Raw genomic sequence first — 17,864 nt, 5'->3', positions numbered from 1 at the left:
CTACTGCCCGCCCAGGCGCGCGTGCATCTCCCAGATCAGGACCTCGGCGTCGCCGTGCGGTCGCACCAGCTGCCCGCCGGAACGGGTCAGCCGGACCGCGTCGCCCTGCGCCAGCGTGCCGACACCTTCCAGCTCGACTTCGCCGCGCGCCACGAAGACATGCAGGTAGGGTGCATCGGGCAGGGTGACACCCGGACTGTCCGCCGAGAGCCGCGCGACGTGCATGGCCGCGTGCGAGGAATTGATCGCGATGGCGGTGCGATCGCGGTAGCGGGGTAGCCCGGAGGCGACCGTCACCAAGCCGCCGCCCGCGAGCTCGTCGTCGATCTCGAGCTGCTGATAGCCCGGATCGACCCCTGGCTCGTCGGGCACCACCCACATCTGCACGAAATGCACCGGTTCGTCGTGCGCGGGCAGCGCGCCGTCGAGGCGCCACGAGTCGTTCTTCTCCGAGTGCAGGATCCCCGTGCCCGCGCTCATCCGCTGGGCCAGGCCCGGGTAGATGATGCCGTTGTGGCCCAGCGAATCCTGGTGCACCAGGCTGCCGCCGAGCACCCAGGTGACGATCTCCATGTCCCGGTGCGGATGGGTGTCGAAGCCCTCGCCGGGCAGCACCACGTCCTCGTTGTTCACCAGCAGCAGCCCGTGATGGGTGTTGTCGGGGTCGTAATGCTCGCCGAAGGAGAACGAGTGTTTGGAATCGAGCCATGAGATCCGGGTCTTCATCCGGTCACCACCGCGGTGCAGTTCGATCCGCGGTGTCGTCGATGTGGACATACGTTCCTCCTGCTCGCACCCGTACCGCCGCCTCAATTCTGGCACCACTATTCTCACGAGGTGTCGACTCATCGCCTTGACGGCTCGAATCCGGCGGATGAGTCACCGGCCTCGCTGCGACATCTGCTGCGCGAGAGCCGCGGTGTCTTCCGGCGGAATCCGCAGATGCCGCGCCTGGCGCTGCTGCGGCTCGCGGCCCAATTCGGTGACGGGATGTTCCAGGCCGCGCTCTCGGGCGCGATCCTGTTCAACCCCGAGCGCGAGACCGATCCGCTGGCGATCGCCGCCGGTTTCGCGGTGCTGCTGCTGCCGTACTCGCTGCTCGGGCCTTACGCGGGCGCGCTACTCGATCGCTGGGACCGGCGCAATGTCCTGCTGACCGCCAGCATCGCGCGGGCGGTGCTGATCGGGTTGGCCGCGATCGGGTTGTTCGCCGGGATCGGCGAGACACCGCTGCTGCTGCTCGCGCTGGCGACCGTCGGGATCAGCCGATTCGTGCTGGCCGGGGTGTCGGCGGCGCTGCCGCGGGTGCTCGAACAACGCTGGCTGGTGCCGATGAACTCGGTGCTCGCGACGGTCGCCTCGGTCTGTGCCGGGGTCGGCGCCGCCGCGTCGGTGGCGGTGATCGCGCTGCTCGGCGCCGGCGATGCCGCGTCGGCGGTCGCGGTGGCGCTGAGCGGGATCGGTTCGGTCGTCGGCGCGGTGCTCGCGGCCGGCTTCCGGCGCGGTGTGCTCGGGCCGGAGAGTGGTTCGGCGAGTTCGGAGAGCACGGTGCACGCGATCGCCACCGGTCTGCGCACCGGCGCGGCCGCGGTCTGGCACGCGACGCAGGTGACGACGGCGATGATCGGCATCGGCGCGCACCGCATCGTGTTCGGCATGAACACCCTGATCATGGTGCTGGTCCTGCGCCAGCCCGCGGGCGACGACGAGATGAGCGGTGGACTGGTCGGATTCGGCGTCGCGATCGGCTTCGCGGCGGCGGGCATGCTGCTGGCCGCGATCCTCGCGCCGGTGCTGATCCCACGGCTGGGCAGGCCGCGCACGGTGCTGCTCGGCCTGGTGACCGCGGTCGTCGTGCAGCTGACGCTGGTCACCCCGATCGCGCTGGCGACCGGCGCGGCCGTCGACAACGCGCACCGCCTGCTGCTGGCCGGCGCCTTCGGGCTCGGCCTTGCCGGTCAGACGATCAAGCTGACCGGCGACGCGAGCATGCAGATCGACATCGACGACGATCAGCGCGGCCAGGTATTCGCCCTGCAGGACACCGTCTTCAACATCACCTTCGTGCTCGCGATCGCGGTGACCGCGCTGGTGATCCCGGCCGACGGCCGCTCGATCGGCGTGGTGCTCGCCGGCGCGGCCGTCTACGCCCTCGGGATCCTGGCGATCGCGCTCAATTCTCGTCGAGCCAGGGCGGCCGGCTGAGCGCGGCCGGTTCCTGGGCCAGCACCGCGCGATGGTCGACCGCGAACAGCGGGATATCCGGCAGCGGGTCCACCGCGGGCGCGGCGGGCACCGCGTTCACCACCGTGTCCGCGCGTTCGACCCAGGGCAGTGGTTCCTGCTCGGCGCTCTCGGGCGCGCCGGTGACCTGATGCGACCAGGTGCCGTCGCGGGCCGGGTCGGTGAAGAAGTTGTCGAGGACGCCGTCGTCGTCCAGGTCCAGGGCGGCGACATCGGCGACGCCGTCGCGATCGGAGTCCCACAGGGCGTCGTCGGTGCTGGTGTCACCGTCGAAGTCGAGCCATAGCGCGTCGGCGACGCCGGTGTCGGCCAGGGCCAGCTCGGCCTGCCCCGACCAGTGGTGCACGATGCCGTCGCCGGTTCCGAAGACGTACTCGATGTCGTTCACATAGGGATTGGACGCGCCGAGACCCCGATCGGTTCCGGTAAATTCGGAACTACATCGGTGGTATTTGTTTGTTCGTTCGGATACCCATTCGAGGGAGCACATGCGCACAACGCTGGTACCGCACGGTTCGACCGCACTCGGCGCCTTGCTGGCCGTCGTGCTCGCCGCCCCCGCGCTCGCGACTCCCTTCCCGTGGACACCGCCACCCGTGAACATCTGTGGCGAAACGGGATTCGACCCGCTCAACCGGCTGCCCGACCCCGCCGCGCCACCACCGCCGATCATCGCGCCCAGCATCGACATCCCGGTCATCGTGCCGGAGCTGACGCCGGTCCCGCTGCCCGATCCGCCGCACGACAACACCCGCGTCGCGCAGGCGCCGCTGCCGTCGGACCCGTGCCGCAACCCGTGCCCTGAGGTCAGGGACACGCCCGAACCCGACGACGGGATCGACGAGTCCGGCGACGCGTCAACGGGTTCGGGGTCGGGGTCGGGCTCCGGGTCGGCGATCTCGCTGCCGCGCATCCGGATCAAGCCCGAGATCGAGCCCATCCCGATCCCGGTGCCGGGTGGTGAGGGCGAGCCGGCGCAGGAACCGCCCGCACCCGTGGTGCGACCGGTCGAACCGGGACCGGCGCAGCCCGCGGTCGCGGCGCCCACGGTGGAATCGGTGCGCCTGGTCGAGCAGGTGACCGGGCACGGGTCGAACAATCGGACCGACATGCGCTGGCAGGTCGACGGCACCGACCTCGGCCTGTTCTGGGAGACCGAACCGGGCAGGGTGGCCATGGTGTTCGGCGACACCTTCGGCGAGGGCTGGACCTACGGCGGCGCGGGCGCCGACAGCGCGGACTGGCGTTCCAATGTGCTCGCCTACAGCACCGACCGGAACCTCGACGACGGCCTGGTCATCGATTCGATGGTGCAGGACAGCCCCTGTCATGCCGCCGAACTGCTCGGCAGCCGCAAGATCAGGAACTGGGAGACCACCACCATCCCCACCTCGGGGTTCGCCATCGGGCAGCGCCAGTTCCTGAGCTACATGTCGGTCAATCACTGGTCGCGGGTGCCGGGCATGTGGCTGACGAACTACGGCGGCCTGGCGTATTCCGACGACGGCGGGCAGACCTGGACCAAGGATCAGCACGCCCGCTGGGAGAACATGTTCGGCGTCGGCCGGTTCCAGGTGGCCGCGATGGTGCCGCACGGCGACTACGTCTACATGTTCGGCACGCCCAACGGGCGGATCGGCGTGATCGGCCTGGCCAGGGTGCGCAAGGACGACGTCCTCAACAAGACGGCCTATCAGTACTGGGTGGACGGCAATTGGGCGCCCGCCGCGGAGAATTCGGCGACACCGCTGGTGATGGGCATGGCCAGCGAACTGTCGGTGCGGTTCGACGCGGAGAGCGGGCAGTGGCAGATGGTCTACCTGGACCCGGCCGCGAACCAGATCGTGCTGCGCACCGCGGCGCACCCGCAGGGACGGTGGACCTCGACGGTGCCGCTGGTCTCCACCGCGGACTATCCCAAGGCCTACGGCGGGTTCATCCATCCCTGGTCGACCGCGCGTGACCTGTACTTCACGATGTCGGCGTGGGACAGCTACAACGTGTACCTGATGCACGCCCGGCTGAATCCGCCGCGCTGATCAGCGCGCGGGCACGAACCGTAGTCGCTCGCCGGGTCTGGCCTGGGCCACCCGGTCCACATCCGCGTCGAGCACCACGGCGATGACCGGATACCCACCGGTGATCGGGTGATCGGCGAGGAAGACGACCGGCTGACCACTCGGCGGCACCTGGACCGAGCCGAGCGCGACGCCTTCCGCGGGTAACTCGCGGGTGATCGAGCGGACCAGCGGCGGGCCGTCGGCGCGATCCAGGCGCGCGCCGATGCGATCGGTATCGGTGGAGACCACCCACGAACCGTGGAACAGCTCGCCGGGATCGGCGAACCAGTCCGCGCGCGGGCCGGGCAGCGCCCGCACGGTCAGGACCTCGGGTGGCACCGGCACGGGCGCGAACTCGACGGTCGGCAGGGTGCGCGGGGGCGGGCCGATCGGGAGTTGCGTGCCGACCCGCAGCGGCTCTGGGCCGATGCCGGACATGGTGTCGCGGCTGCGCGACCCGAGCACCTTGGGCACGTCGATGCCGCCGCGCACGGCCACATAGCTGCGCAGGCCGGACAGGGCCAGACCGAGCCGCAGCACCTGGCCCTCCGCCAGTTCGAGCACGCTGGCGTGCCCGACCGGCGTGCCGTCGACGGTCGCCGGGGCGACGGCGCCGGTGACCGCGACGGTGAGGTGGACGTCGGCGCGCAGGGCCAGGCCACCGAGCAGCACCTCGATGGCGGCCAGATCCTCCGGATTGCCGACCAGTCGGTTCGCCAGGCGCAGCGAGGCCCGGTCGGCCGCCCCCGCCTGACCCACCCCGGAGTCGAACCAGCCGGGTCGCCCCAGGTCCTGGACCGTCGCGAGCGGCCCCACCCGCTCGATGAAGATCAGCATGCGATCACTCCCCGATTCGCTGTCGAGGCGGCGCATCGTTGAGCAGCCCTGGTAGTTATTCCGCGGTCGCCGTGTCGACGAACCGTACCGCCGTCCCCGCCCGCACCAGCGCGGGCGGATCGCGCTCGACCACCCACATCCGCAGATCGGTACTGCCGATCAACTGCCAGCCACCCGGCGTGCCCCGCGGATACACCGCCGAGTAGCCGCCCGCCAAGGCGACGGCGCCGGGCGGGATCGCGGTGCGGGCCTGGGCCCGGCGTGGCACCGACAGCCTGCCGTCGGGCGAGGTCAGGTAGCCGAAGCCGGGCGCGAAACCGACGAACGCGCAGCGCCAGACGGTTCCGGTGTGAGCCGCGATCACCTCGGGCACCGACAGCCCGAGCAGATCGGCGACCTCGGGCAGATCGGCGCCGTCGTAGCGCACCGGAATGTCCACCACGTCGTCGGGAATCTCGCTGTCCGGCACTGTTCCACGGGAAACATCGGGCGAATCCGGCTGCGGCGGTTCCTGATCCAGCCGGTCGAGCAGGGCGACCAGCTCACGCCGCACCTGGACGCCGTAGCTCACCGAATGCATCGTCACCAGCACGGTTTCCGCGGCGGGCAGCACATCCTGGACACCCGCGATGGCGTGCACGCGCAGGGCGGAGGCGAGGCGCTGCACCGGGCGTGGATCGTCGAGGGTGATGAGCATCGCGCGATCGCCCGCGGGGCGGATGCGCGCGTTCCAGTCGCCAGCCGAGTCCCTCGTTGCCTCGTCCATCCTGCCTCCCACCCTCAGCCGAACGGCTCCACCGGTATGCCGGCGTCGTCGAGCGCCCGTCGAATCCGGCGGGCCATCTCCACGGCGGCGGGGGAATCGCCGTGCACGCACACACTCGCCACGGACACGGCGACCGTACCGGGACCGTCTACGGTACGCGCGGTGCCCGACAGCGCAAGAGAAACCGCCTGCGCCACGGCATCATCGGGCGGCAGCACCGCACCGGCAACTCCGCGCGGCGCCAGCGTGCCCGTCGCGGTATAGGCGCGATCGGCGAAACCCTCACCGACGAACCGCACGCCCACCCGGTCGGCGGCCCGTGCCAGCTCGGTGCCCGCCGGGCCGAGCAGGGCCAGCCCGGCGTCGGCCTCGGCCACCGCCGCCAGCACCGCGTCGGCGAGCAACCGGTCCCGGGCCGCCGCGTGATACAGCGCGCCGTGCGGCTTGACGTAGCGCACCCGGTCACCGGCCGCGCGGGCGAAGGCCGCCAGCGCGCCGATCTGGTACAGGACCTCGTCGCGCAGGTCGGCCGGGGCGATCGCGATGTCACGGCGGCCGAAGCCGACCAGGTCGCGATAGCCGACGTGCGCGCCGATCCGCACGCCCTTGGCGACCGCGAGTTCGCAGGTCCGCCGCATGATCGACGGGTCGCCCGCGTGGAAACCGCAGGCGATGTTGGCGCTGGTGACGATGTCGAGCATCGCGGCGTCGTCGCCCATCCGCCAGGGGCCGAAGCCCTCGCCCAGGTCACTGTTCAGGTCCAGCGGCATGTGCTGCCCTCCGGTCTCCGCGTGTCACTCCCAGGTGGGTGCTTCGGACGGCGTCCGCACCCCGGTGATTCGAGCATGAACGACTCCGTTCCAGCGATCGTCACCGGGGCGACGTTTCCGCACCGCCCATTGTGACGCCGCCCCAACACGCCGCGGACCATGGCCGCCGCGCCCGCGGCCAAGTACGCTCGGACCATCATGGCCACGTATTTCGATCCGAAGTCCTGGTCACTGTCGGGCGCTGTCGACATCGGCAAACGCCTCCTCGACCCGTCCTGGATCGATCAGTGGCTCGGCTTCACCACCTCCTGGGCCGACCCCGTCGCCGATCTGGGCTCGGGCACCGTGACCGCGCTCATGCCCGACGTGCTGATGACCGTGCTCAGCGAGGGCATCCTCAGCCGATTCGGCGGCCAGGAAGTCAGCGCCACCCTGCTCGGGCACGACCTCACCGCCACCCTGGACGTGTTCAAGGTGCGCAGGCGCGGCGCCCATTTCCAGAGCAAGACGGTGCTGTCGAACCTGGTCTGGGACTCGCATCCGTTCGACACGGTCACCGTCATCGCGCACGGCGTCCGGCTGATTCCCGGTGTGCCGACCAAGATCCGGGTCCAGCAGCTCGACATCGAGGGCACCATCGACCTCGCCGCCCTGGTCGAGTGGGTGGACGCGCAGAACCTCGACTGGCGGCTGCACCTGGACGAACGCGCCCGCATCGTCGCCACCCACCGCACCCGCAAGATGCGCGCGCTGGTCGACGCGCAGGTCTACGACAACCTGCTCACCATCGACATCCGCAAGGCCAGCTGGCACGGCATCCGGCTGCCGAAGCGCGCGGTGCCCGCGCCTGCGCTGCTGCTCGACGACCTGCCCAACCGGGCGAGCATCTCCTACGCGCACCGGCGCGGCGACAAGGTGCGCTTCCGGATCGAACTGCCCGAGACCACCGGTTCGTTCGACCTGGCGCAGATCCGCGCCGCCATCGTCGCCGGGACGACGCTGATCGTCTTCTGATCAGGCGTTCTCGGCGGCCCACCACTCGAGCAGCGCGGCCTCGGCTTCCTCGCGGGTCATCGGGCCCCGGTCCAGCCGCAGGTCCTTGAGGTACTTCCACGCCTTGCCGACCTGCGGGCCCGGCGGCAGGCCGAGCAGCTCCATGATCGAGTTGCCGTCCAGATCGGGTCGCACCCGCGCCAGATCCTCCTGCTCCCTGAGCGTGGCGATGCGGTCCTCGAGCTCGTCGTAGGTGGCGCGCAGGGCCGCGGCGCGGCGCTTGTTGCGGGTGGTGCAGTCGGCGCGGACCAGCTTGTGCAGGCGCTCGAGCAGATCGTCGGCGTCGGTGACGTAGCGGCGCACGGCCGAGTCGGTCCACTGCCCCTTGCCGTACCCGTGGAAGCGCAGGTGCAGGAACACCAGGCGCGCAACCTCTTCGGTGAACGCCTTCGGATACTTCAAGGCGCGCATGCGCTTGCGCACCATCTTCGCGCCGACCACCTCGTGGTGGTGGAAGCTCACGCCGCCGCCGGGCTCGTTGCGCTTGGTGTCGGGCTTGCCGATGTCGTGCAGCAGCGCGGCCCAGCGCAGCACCAGGTCGGGATCGCCCTCCTCCTGGTCGATCGCCTGCGAGAGCACGGTCAGCGAGTGCTGGTAGACGTCCTTGTGCTGGTGGTGCTCGTCGATCTCGAGTTTCATCGCGGGCACCTCGGGCAGCACCCGCTGCGCCAGGCCGGTGTCGCACATGAGGTTGATGCCGTCGATCGGGTGCGCGGCGCCGATCAGCTTGTCGAGCTCGGTGCGCACCCGCTCCGCGGTGATCCGGTCGATCTGCTCGGCCATCTCCACGATCGCGGCGCGCACCCGCGGGGCCACGTCGAAGCCGAGCTGGGCGACGAAACGCGCGGCGCGCAGCATCCGCAGCGGATCGTCGTCGAACGAATCCTGCGGCGCGGCAGGGGTATCGAGCACGCCGTCGAGCAGGGCGTCGAGACCGCCGAGCGGATCGACGAATTCGAGCGAGCCGTCGGCGGCGATCTTCACCGCCATCGCGTTGACCGTGAAATCGCGGCGGACCAGGTCGCCCTCGAGCGAGTCACCGAAGGTGACCTCGGGATTGCGCGAGACCCGGTCGTAGGTGTCGGCGCGGAAGGTGGTGATCTCGAGCTGCTGATCGTCCTTGGCCGCGCTCACGGTGCCGAAGGCGAGGCCGCCGGTGTCCCACAGATGATCGGCCCAGCCGCGCATCAGCTCCTGGACGACCTCGGGCCTGGCGTCGGTGGTGAAGTCCAGATCGTTGCCGAGCCGCCCGAGCACCGCGTCCCGGACCGAGCCGCCCACCAGATAGAGGGAGTGCCCGCGCTCGGCGAACATCTCGCCCAGCGGCGTCAGCACATCCGATAGCTGCCCCAGTGTCACCGCCGCCGCGGCCAGCAGCCGCGCGCGCCGATCGGCCACAGCATCAGGGACAACGTTGGGGGAAACCACGAAAAGCCAGCCTACTGGGCCGCCCACCCCGGTATCCAGGAGGTATCCGCGCATGGCCCCGCCTCCGGCGAGAATTCTGCGGGTTGCGCTCGACCTATAAGCTGGCGAGGTGTCTCCTCCGGCCGATCGCGCGAACAGTCGACGCCGCCAGCCGCGGCGGCGCGGTTCGGCGAGCAATGCCGGCAAGCCCAGGATGCGCACGGTGCGCGAGACCTCCGCGGGTGGCCTGGTCGTCGACGGGCTCGACGGCCCGCGTGAGCAGCGCTCCGCCGCGCTGATCGGGCGTACCGATCGCCGGGGCAGGCTGCTGTGGTCGCTGCCCAAAGGGCATATCGAAGCGGGCGAGACCTCCGAGCAGACCGCCATCCGCGAGGTCGCCGAGGAGACCGGGATCAACGGCGAAGTGGTCGCCGAACTGGGCAGTATCGATTACTGGTTCGTGACCGAGGGCAGACGGGTACACAAGACCGTGCACCATTTCCTGCTGCGCTCGCTCGGCGGTGAACTGTCCGACGCCGACGTGGAAGTCACCCAGGTTGCGTGGGTTCCGTTGAGCGAGTTGGATTCCCGATTGGCCTACGCCGACGAACGCCGGCTGGCCGAAGTGGCGAATCGAATGATCGACCGGATGGAGACCGGCAAGCGATGACGGGTGGACTGTTCCGGCTGATCACGGCGGTCCTGACCATCTTGGGTTCGGTGACGCTTCTGCCTTCGGTCGCGCACGCGCAGCCGAACGGGTCGGGCACGAGCACACCGAAGTTCCTCAAGCTGACGCTGGACGCCGTCGCGCCGGGCACGGTCACGACGAGCAGCGATCCGATGCTGACGGTGTCGGGCACGGTCACCAATATCGGCGACCGCGTTGTCGACGACGTGAGCGTGCGGATCCAGCGGGCCGCGCCGGTGCAGTCCCCGAGCGGGCTGCGCAGTTCGCTGCGGCTCGATCAGGTGAACTACGAGGTCACCGGGCCGTTCCAGGACGTCGCCGAGCGGTTGAGTCCCGGTCAGCGCAAGCAGTTCTCGGTGCGCATCGCGTTGCGCGCTGGCGGTGAGGGCGCCTCGCTGGGGCTGACCGATCCCGGGGTGTATCCGCTGCTGCTCAATGTCAACGGGGAACCCGCCTACGGCACCCAGGCCCGGCTCGACGACGCCCGCTTCCTGCTGCCCGTGCTCGGCCTGCCCGGCGCGGGCGGCGACGCCACCGGTGCGGCGAGCGAGCCGGTGCCACCACCCGCGGACGCGTCGCCGGTGGCCACCACGCTGATCTGGCCGCTGGCCGACCGGCCGCGCATGGTCGCGGGCAAACCGGGCTCGGTCAACGGGCAGCCGGAGCTGCTCGACGACGAGCTGGCCGTCTCCGTCGGCAAGGGCGGACGGCTCGAGCAGCTGGTCGCGGCGCTGGAATCGGTCGCGCCCGGTCCCGGCCGGGAGCGCGGCATCGCGGGCTCGGTGTGCATCGCCATCGACCCGGACCTGGTCTCCACCGTGCAGACGATGACGCACGGCTACCGCGTGCTGGCCAGCCCGTCCGATCCGGGCGGCGCGACCAGGGAGGGCACCGGCGCGGCGAGCGCGCAGGCCTGGCTCGACCGGTTGCGCGCGCTGGCCGGGTCGATGTGCACGGTGGCCTTGCCGTTCGCGCAGGTCGACGTGTCGGCGCTCGCCGCCGTCGACGACCCCGGCCTGTCCGCGCGCGCCCTCACCGCGCCCGCCGACGTGGTCGACGCGATCCTGGGCACCCGTTCGCTGCGCGGGGTCAGCCTGCCCGACTCCGGCAGCATCGACGACCCGGCCGGGCAGCTGCTGCGCGGCCACGGCTATGGAACGGCGGTGCTGGCGAGCACGGCGGTGTCGTCCGACGGCGCGGCGAGCGCTACCGAGAACGCGCTGACCTCGGCGCCGGTGACGTTGGAGCCGGGGGTGGTCGTCGGCGGGGAGCAGGCGGCGCCGGATGTCGTGCGGGTGCCGACCGTGAGCGTGGAACCGCCCGCCGGCGCGCCCGCGGGCACCGATCCCGCGCTGCGCGTCACCACCTTCGACATCTGGTCGGCGACCGCGCTGGCCGCCGTCGGCTCGAATCCGCCGACGCCGTCGTTCACCCCGTCGAAGGTGCGCTTCGACGTCACCAACGACTCGCGCGCCGCCCGGTTGCAGGACGCGCTCGGCGCGATCGCGTGGTCGGCGCTGAACCCGTCACCGGAGCGGCCGCGCTCGCAGCTGCTGATGCCGCCGCAGCAGTGGGGCGCCAACCGGGAAGAGGGCATCGCGCTGCTCAAGCAGGTCGAACTGCTGACCCGCAACAATCTCGCGAGCCCGCGCGGCTTCGCCGAGCTGGTCGCCCAGGCGCCCGATCCGCACCCGTACGCGCTGGAATACCTGCCGCGCGCGGCCCAGGACGCGGCGCCGGAGCGGTTCGTGCCGCCGGTCCACGCCCAGGGCGCCCGGATCACCGAGCTGATGCGCGCGCTGGTCGAGCTGCCGGAATCCGAGCTCACCCCGCACGCCTTCCTGACCCCCGCCCGCGAGGACCTGCTGCGCGCGCTCAGCCTGTCCGACCGCAGGGCCGACGACGACACACTGGCCGATCTGCACGCCCAGCGCCGCATCGATCAGGTCACCAAGGAACTCGACACGATGTTCTCCTCGGTGTCGGTGCTGCCGCCGGGTGGGGTGTACACGCTGGCGTCGGAGCAGAGCCCGTTGCTGCTGGTCGCCCGCAACGAACTGCCGGTCGCCATCCGGGTGCAGTTCCGGATCGAGGCGCCCGCCGAGACGAACATCACCGATATCGGCGAACAGCTGCTTCCGCCATCGGGTACCCGGTCGTTCCAGATTCCGACCGAGGTGAGCGACAGCCGTAAGCTGGTGATTCCGATCTCCCTTACCACGCCGGACGGTGTAGCGCTAGGGGAGCCGACGTCGGTCTCGGTACGCTCGAACGCCTACGGGCAGGCCTTGGCCATAATTACGGCATGTGCCGGAATATTGCTGTTGCTGTTGGCCGGGCGCCGGCTCCTGCGCCGGTTCCGCGGGCAGCCCGATCCCGCCGACGAGGGGTTCGAACGGCAGTGAACGCCCGCGCCTGAGACGCGGGCGGGGGAACATGGCAGACAAGGACGAGAGTGGCACGGGTGAGCGAAACGCTCACCGGACCGGCGGGATTCGCGGGTTGCGCCGGGTACAGGAGGCATGATGGGCGACGATGATTCCGCTCATCGGCACGACAACGACGATCGCCGCGACGGACCGGAACGCCCGGCCCCGGTCGCGCCGTGGGAGCGTGGCATGACGGGCGGGGAACACGAGGGGAACGTCGCCGCGCCGCGTCCCGGGGCGCCGGAAGGACGGCCGTATCGGCCCGCCGATCCCGGCTTCGAACCGCGTCAGCCCGGATATCGTCCCGCCGACCAGCCGCCACCCGGATTTCGGCCCGTGCCCACCGATCGGCCGGGTGATCGTGCGCCTGATCCGTCGCGCGCGGCCTATGGCGATCGGCCGGACGGTCCGTCCGGCGAGGGTGTTCCCCGGGTTCAGCTGCCCGGACAGCCCGGTGAGTTCCCGCAGCAGCGTCCCGGACCGGGCGGTCGTCCGGGTGGTCCGCCGCAGCGCCCCGGGCCGCCCGCGGGTCGGTCCGGTGAGTTCCCGCAGCAGCAGCGACCCGGTCCACCGCCGCATCCGGCGGCCGGGCAGTCGGGGGAGTTCCCGCGGCAACAACGCCCAGGTCAGGCACATCCGGCGGCCGGGCAGCCTGGTGACCCGCTGCAGCAACGGCCGGGTCAGGCGCCGCGCCCCGGGCGCTCGGGAGACTTCCCGCCCGCGCACCCCGGTGCCGACGAGTTCCGGGGACAGCGACCGCTACCCGGCTCGGGTGGTTTGCCGGCTGAGCCCCGCGCGGGCCACCCCGGCGAGTTCCGGCCGCAGCGACCCGGACCGAGTTCGGGAGAGTTCCCGCAGCAGCGCCCCGGTCAACCGCCGCGTCCCGTAGGAGGTCAGTCGGGCGAGTTCCCCCGGCAGCAGCGACCCGGCCAGGCCCCGCGCCCGGGAGCCGGTGCCGACGAGTTCCCGCCACAGCGACCTGGCCAGGGCCCTCGCCCACAGGCGGGTGCCGACGAGTTCCCGCCACAGCGACTCGGCCAGGGTTCGCGCCCAGCGGCCGGCGCCGACCAGTTCCCGCAGCAGCGTCCGGGCCAACCGCCGCGGCCCGTAGCCGGACCCGGCGGGCAGTCGGGCGAGTTCCCCCGGCAGCAGCGGCCGGGCCAGGCTCCGCGGCCCGAGGCTGGTGCCGACGAGTTCCCACCGCAGCGGCCCGGCCAGGGTTCGCGCCCGGGGGCTGGTGCCGACGACTTCTCCGCGCAGCAACGACCAGGTCGTCCGCAGCGCCCCGGTGAACTCCCGGCTGAGCCGCGTTCGGGTCGCCCCGGCGTGCGATCCGATGACCTCCGGCCGCAGCGGCCCGGGCAGGGGCCGGGCTCGGGGGAGTTCCCGCAGCAGCGGCCCGCACCGCACGGGTCGGCGTCCGGGGCGATTCCGCGCCAGGCGCGTCCCGATCTCGACGCGGGCGCACGTCCCCAGCGGCCGCAGGAAGGTTCGGTGGCGCCCGGTTCGGGTGGGCGCTCCGGTGTCCCGCGCGGGTCGCAGTCCGGGGCGATTCCGCGGCAGGGCAGGCCCGAACAGCCGGGCGGAGACGCCGGGCGACGCAACGCACCGCAACGCCCCTCCTATCCGGGCATGCCGGGCACCCCGGTCGGCGCGCAGGCCGACGCCGATCGCCGTGGTCGGCGCACGGCCGTCGTCGACGACGCGTCCGCCGCCAAGACCCAGCGGATCGCACGCCCCGCGCGGGTGTCGACCGAGAAGCAGGCGACCCCGCAGAGCGCCAACGCGAAACTGCTCAAGGACTCCGGCTCGATCGCGATCGCGACGCTGGTCAGCCGCGTCACCGGCTTCGCCAAGCAGCTGCTGCTGCTGACGGTGCTCGGCCCGGCCATCGCCAGTGCGTTCATCTCGGCGAACCTGATCCCGAACATGGTGGCCGAGCTGGTCCTCGGCGCCGTGCTGACCGCCATCGTCGTGCCGACTCTGGTCCGCGCCGAACACGAGGACGCCGACAACGGCGCCGCGTTCGTCCGCAGACTGGTGACCGCCGCCTTCGCGGTGCTGTTCGCCGCGACCGTGCTGACCCTGGCCGCGACCCCGATCCTGGCCAGCCACGTGCTGGTGGCCAGCGACGGCAAGGTGAACACCCACCTCACCACCGCGCTGACCTACCTGCTGGCGCCGGCGATCCTCTTCTACGGCATGTCCGCCCTGTTCACCGCGATCCTCAACACGCGCCAAGCGTTCAAACCGGGCGCGTGGGCGCCGGTGCTCAACAATGTCGTCGTGCTGGCCGTGCTGGCCGTCTACGCGTTGACCCCCGGCGAGATCACCCTCGATCCGGTGCGGATGAGCGACCCGAAACTGCTGGTCCTCGGCATCGGCATCACGGTCGGTGTGGCCACCCAGGCGCTGAGCCTGCTGCCCGCGATCCGCAGGCACGGCATCAATCTGCGGCCGCTGTGGGGTGTCGACGCGCGCCTCAAGCAGTTCGGCAAGATGGGCGCCGCGATCATCCTGTACGTGCTGATCAGCCAGATCGGCCTGGTCGTCGCGAACAACATCGCGTCCTCGGCCGACGAGGCCGGTCCCGCGATCTTCGCCAACGCGTGGGCACTGCTCCAGCTGCCGTACGGCGTGCTCGGTGTCACCCTGCTCACCGCGATCATGCCGAGGCTCAGCCGCAACGCCGCCGCCGACGACACCCCCGCCGTGGTCGACGACCTGTCCGTGGCCACCCGCCTCACGATGATCGCGCTGATCCCCGTGGTCACCTTCCTGACCCTCGCCGGTCCGGAGATCGGCCAGGCGCTCTACGGCTACGCTCGCTTCTCCGGCGACGCCGAACGCCTCGGCAGCGCGGTGAGCTGGTCGGCGTTCTCGCTGATCCCGTACTCCCTGGTGCTGATCCATCTGCGCGTGTTCTACGCGCGCGAGCAGGCGTGGACGCCCACCTGGATCATCCTCGGCATCACCACGATCAAGATCCTGTTCTCGGCGCTGGCCCCGGTGCTGGCCCGCGACAGCGACGACGTGGTGATCATCCTCGGCGTCGCGACCGGCCTCGGTTTCACCGCCGGCGCGATCATCGGCGGCCTGCTGCTGCACCGCAGCCTCGGTGACCTGCGGATGGCCAATGTCGGCCGCACGGTGACCCGGGTGCTGCTCGCGTCCGTGGCCGGTGGCGCGGTGATGCTGATCGTCGACACGGTGACCGGCCTGGACCGGGTCTCCGGCGGCGCGGGCTCGCTGCTGCGCGTCGTCATCGACTCGGTGGTCATGTTCTCGGTCGCCTTCGGCCTCATGCGCCTGGCCGGCATCCCCGAGGTCGTGGCGATCACCGTGGCCGTCTCGCGCAAGCTGGGCATCACCCCGCCCGCGCCGGATCTCGGCCTGGACGAGACCCCCGCCGAGGACATCTACGCGACCACGATCCTGCGCAGGCCCGACACCTACGCGTTCCCGTCGTATGGGCCGTCGATGGACACCCAGACGATGGTGCTACCGGTGATCCGGCCCGGCGCTGTTGACATCACCGGTCAGGCACAGTTCCCGTACGCTGTTCGGCATACCGACATGGGTGGCGATGACGCCAGCACGCGGAAGATTCCGCGAGATCAGGCCGAAGGAGGACCGAGGGTGAGCGATGACGCGGTGGGCGGCGTCCCGGCCGCTGATTCTGCGGCGCGCGCAGCAGGAGGAATGTCCACCGATGTCGATCCTGCCGCGTCCGGCGCGACAGGATCCGAGCAGGCCGACACGCCCGACGAGGCCGAATCGCCGCATAACAGCTCGGCAGAGGACCGGGGACCGGCGGACGACGCGCGCGCGATGCCGCCGCACGATCCGACGCACGACACCGGCATGTTGCCGATCCCGCCGCAGGTCCCGCCTGCCGCGGCGGCGAACCGCGCCCAGCGTGGCCCCAAGCTGATCCCCGGCGCGTCCGTCGCCGGCGGCCGCTACCGTCTGCTCGCCGGTCACGGCGGCGCGCGTGGCCTGAAGTTCTGGCAGGCGCTCGACATCAAGCTCGACCGCGAGGTGGCGCTGACCTTCGTCGACGCCGACCAGAAGTCGGGGGAGAACTCCGGGCACGACGGCCCGCAGGCGATCCTGTCGCGCACGCTGCGCCTGGGCCGGATCAACTCGCCCGGCCTGGCCAGGGTCCTGGACGTGGTCCGCGGCAGCTCCGGCGGCATCGTCGTGGCCGAGTGGACGCCCGGTCGCTCGCTGCGCGAGATGGCCGAGACCGTGCCGTCGCCGATCGGCGCGGCCAGGGCCATCAGGGCACTCGCCTCGGCGGCCGAACTGGCCCATCGTGGCGGCGGCTCGCTGTCGATCGATCATCCGGACCGGATCCGGATCAGCGCCTCCGGTGACGCCGTCCTGGCGTTCCCCGGCACCCTCGGCGATTCCGACGCCCAGGGCGACGTGCGTGGCCTCGGCGCCATGCTCTACGCCCTGATCACCGCGCGCTGGCCCATCCGGGTCGGCGGCGTCACCGGGACCGCGGCCACCATCGGCGGCCTGCACCTGGCCGACTTCGGCCCCGACGGCACCCCCGTCGAACCGCGGCAGATCCGGCCGGAGGTCCCGTTCGAGATCTCGGCCGTCGCGGTCCGTTCGCTGGAGTCGAACAAGGGCGTGCGCACCGCGGCGACGGTGCAGCACGTGCTCGAGCAGGCCTCGGTCGTCGACCAGAAGACCGATTTCATCCCGGTCCTGCGGCTGGGTCAGCGGGCGGTCGCGGGCGGACCCGATTCGCTCGCCGACCCGGAGCTGCTCGCCGCCGAGCGGGAACGCTCACAGCGGATGATGTGGATCATGGTCGGCCTCGGCGTCCTCGCGGCGCTGGTCGTCGGCATTCTCATCTGGTGGATGGTCAGCATCTTCGCGCCCGGCGCGTCGGACAAGCCGCTGGACGAGCAGATCAACATCGGGCTCACGTCGAGTGTCGCGCCGCCGAGCGCGGCCCCGCCCGCCGGGCAGACCCCGGCCGCGCCGCCGACCAGCGTGCCGGTGCCCGTCACCGGTGCCGCGGTGTTCTCCCCGGAGGGCACCCCGGACGGCGCGGCGTCGGCGGGCGCGGTGCTCGACCAGAACCCGGCGACGGTCTGGCGCACCGACCAGTACTTCCAGCAGTTCCCCGCCCTCAAGAAGGGCGTGGGCCTGCTGGCCACCCTGCCGACGCCGGCCAAGCTCACCAACGTCTCGATCACCTCGCCCAGCGCGGGCAGCACCGTCGAGATCCGCACCTCGCCGACCGAGACCCCGACGCTCGACCAGACCCAGCTGATCGGCTCGGCCAAGCTGGTCGACGGGGTCACCGACATCGCCGTGCAGACCGACCAGGCCGCTCGTTTCGTGCTCGTATGGATCACCGGACTCGCGAATTCGGGCGGTCAGTTCCAGACCGCGATCGCCGACGTCCGTTTCGACGCCGCGCCCTAGCCGACGCCGAACTCCGCCCACCGCTATCGACGCAGGTGGCCGCCGTCTTCCGCGCGTAGATCGGTCGTTCATCGAACTGCGGTCCGGTTGGTGCGCAATTGTTATCGACGATATGATCGGGCCGCGCTCTCCGCAGGGAGCTACCCAGGATTTGTC

General features: G+C 71.3%; 14 protein-coding genes. 6 read left to right on the top strand and 8 right to left on the bottom strand.

Going from position 1 to position 17,864, the window contains the following annotated elements; translation table 11 throughout:
• Complete coding sequence (locus tag ACFVW6_RS00340) at window positions 1-777, bottom strand: pirin family protein (protein WP_355275302.1); 777 nt, start codon at window positions 775-777, stop codon at window positions 1-3.
• 165 nt (window positions 778-942) lie between these two features.
• Between ACFVW6_RS00340 and ACFVW6_RS00335 the strand changes: the two genes are divergently transcribed.
• Entirely contained in the window at window positions 943-2,205 is a 1,263-nt protein-coding gene (locus tag ACFVW6_RS00335; protein WP_378825657.1) for an MFS transporter, read from the top strand.
• On the opposite strand, the gene ACFVW6_RS00330 is transcribed toward ACFVW6_RS00335, so the two are convergent.
• The gene (locus ACFVW6_RS00330) at window positions 2,174-2,632 is read right to left on the bottom strand and encodes a hypothetical protein (protein ID WP_378824500.1); all 459 of its coding nucleotides are present in this window, start codon (window positions 2,630-2,632) and stop codon (window positions 2,174-2,176) included. The two genes, ACFVW6_RS00335 and ACFVW6_RS00330, sit on opposite strands and share 32 nt — an antisense overlap.
• A 100-nt stretch (window positions 2,633-2,732) precedes the next feature.
• On the opposite strand from ACFVW6_RS00330, the gene ACFVW6_RS00325 reads away from it, so the two are divergent.
• Window positions 2,733-4,283: a DUF4185 domain-containing protein gene (locus ACFVW6_RS00325; protein WP_378824503.1), complete on the top strand. Its 1,551-nt coding sequence runs from the start codon at window positions 2,733-2,735 to the stop codon at window positions 4,281-4,283.
• Here ACFVW6_RS00325 and ACFVW6_RS00320 read toward each other — a convergent pair whose 3' ends face one another.
• The 3 genes from ACFVW6_RS00320 to ACFVW6_RS00310 are packed head-to-tail and all read right to left on the bottom strand — an operon-like array spanning window position 4,284 to window position 6,677.
• Window positions 4,284-5,141: a biotin-dependent carboxyltransferase family protein gene (locus ACFVW6_RS00320; RefSeq protein ID WP_357341888.1), complete on the bottom strand. Its 858-nt coding sequence runs from the start codon at window positions 5,139-5,141 to the stop codon at window positions 4,284-4,286.
• A 55-nt stretch (window positions 5,142-5,196) separates the two neighbouring features.
• Window positions 5,197-5,907 (bottom strand): allophanate hydrolase subunit 1, encoded by a 711-nt coding sequence (locus ACFVW6_RS00315; protein WP_378824506.1) that lies wholly within the window; start codon window positions 5,905-5,907, stop codon window positions 5,197-5,199.
• Between the two features lie 14 nt (window positions 5,908-5,921).
• Window positions 5,922-6,677: a 5-oxoprolinase subunit PxpA gene (locus ACFVW6_RS00310; RefSeq protein WP_355275311.1), complete on the bottom strand. Its 756-nt coding sequence runs from the start codon at window positions 6,675-6,677 to the stop codon at window positions 5,922-5,924.
• A gap of 159 nt (window positions 6,678-6,836) precedes the next feature.
• On the opposite strand from ACFVW6_RS00310, the gene ACFVW6_RS00305 reads away from it, so the two are divergent.
• Complete coding sequence (locus ACFVW6_RS00305) at window positions 6,837-7,691, top strand: hypothetical protein (protein ID WP_355275313.1); 855 nt, start codon at window positions 6,837-6,839, stop codon at window positions 7,689-7,691.
• Here the strand turns inward: ACFVW6_RS00305 and ACFVW6_RS00300 are convergent, their stop codons facing one another.
• Entirely contained in the window at window positions 7,692-9,128 is a 1,437-nt protein-coding gene (locus ACFVW6_RS00300) for a CCA tRNA nucleotidyltransferase (RefSeq protein WP_378824508.1), read from the bottom strand. It lies immediately after the preceding gene.
• A 223-nt stretch (window positions 9,129-9,351) separates the two neighbouring features.
• Here ACFVW6_RS00300 and ACFVW6_RS00295 point away from each other — a divergent pair, with 223 nt between their 5' ends.
• Both ACFVW6_RS00295 and ACFVW6_RS00290 read left to right on the top strand, forming a co-directional pair.
• Window positions 9,352-9,807: an NUDIX hydrolase gene (locus tag ACFVW6_RS00295; RefSeq protein WP_280346635.1), complete on the top strand. Its 456-nt coding sequence runs from the start codon at window positions 9,352-9,354 to the stop codon at window positions 9,805-9,807.
• Entirely contained in the window at window positions 9,804-12,233 is a 2,430-nt protein-coding gene (locus ACFVW6_RS00290; RefSeq protein WP_378824510.1) for a DUF6049 family protein, read from the top strand. Before ACFVW6_RS00295 ends, ACFVW6_RS00290 begins: the two co-directional genes overlap by 4 nt.
• Window positions 12,234-12,305: 72 nt before the next feature.
• On the opposite strand, the gene ACFVW6_RS00285 is transcribed toward ACFVW6_RS00290, so the two are convergent.
• Both ACFVW6_RS00285 and ACFVW6_RS00280 read right to left on the bottom strand, forming a co-directional pair.
• Complete coding sequence (locus ACFVW6_RS00285) at window positions 12,306-12,983, bottom strand: hypothetical protein (RefSeq protein WP_378824512.1); 678 nt, start codon at window positions 12,981-12,983, stop codon at window positions 12,306-12,308.
• Between the two features lie 33 nt (window positions 12,984-13,016).
• Window positions 13,017-13,520 carry a hypothetical protein gene (locus tag ACFVW6_RS00280; RefSeq protein ID WP_378824515.1) on the bottom strand — a complete coding sequence of 168 codons (504 nt, stop codon included), beginning with the start codon at window positions 13,518-13,520 and terminating at the stop codon, window positions 13,017-13,019.
• Between the two features lie 369 nt (window positions 13,521-13,889).
• On the opposite strand from ACFVW6_RS00280, the gene ACFVW6_RS00275 reads away from it, so the two are divergent.
• Window positions 13,890-17,708: a murein biosynthesis integral membrane protein MurJ gene (locus tag ACFVW6_RS00275; protein ID WP_378825660.1), complete on the top strand. Its 3,819-nt coding sequence runs from the start codon at window positions 13,890-13,892 to the stop codon at window positions 17,706-17,708.
• Window positions 17,709-17,864 lie beyond the last annotated feature (156 nt).

Origin of the sequence: Nocardia sp. NPDC058244 (assembly GCF_042882065.1) — a bacterium.
Taxonomy (GTDB): domain Bacteria; phylum Actinomycetota; class Actinomycetes; order Mycobacteriales; family Mycobacteriaceae; genus Nocardia.
Note: the sequence above shows the minus strand (reverse complement) of the source record. Positions and strands in the feature narration are given on the sequence as shown.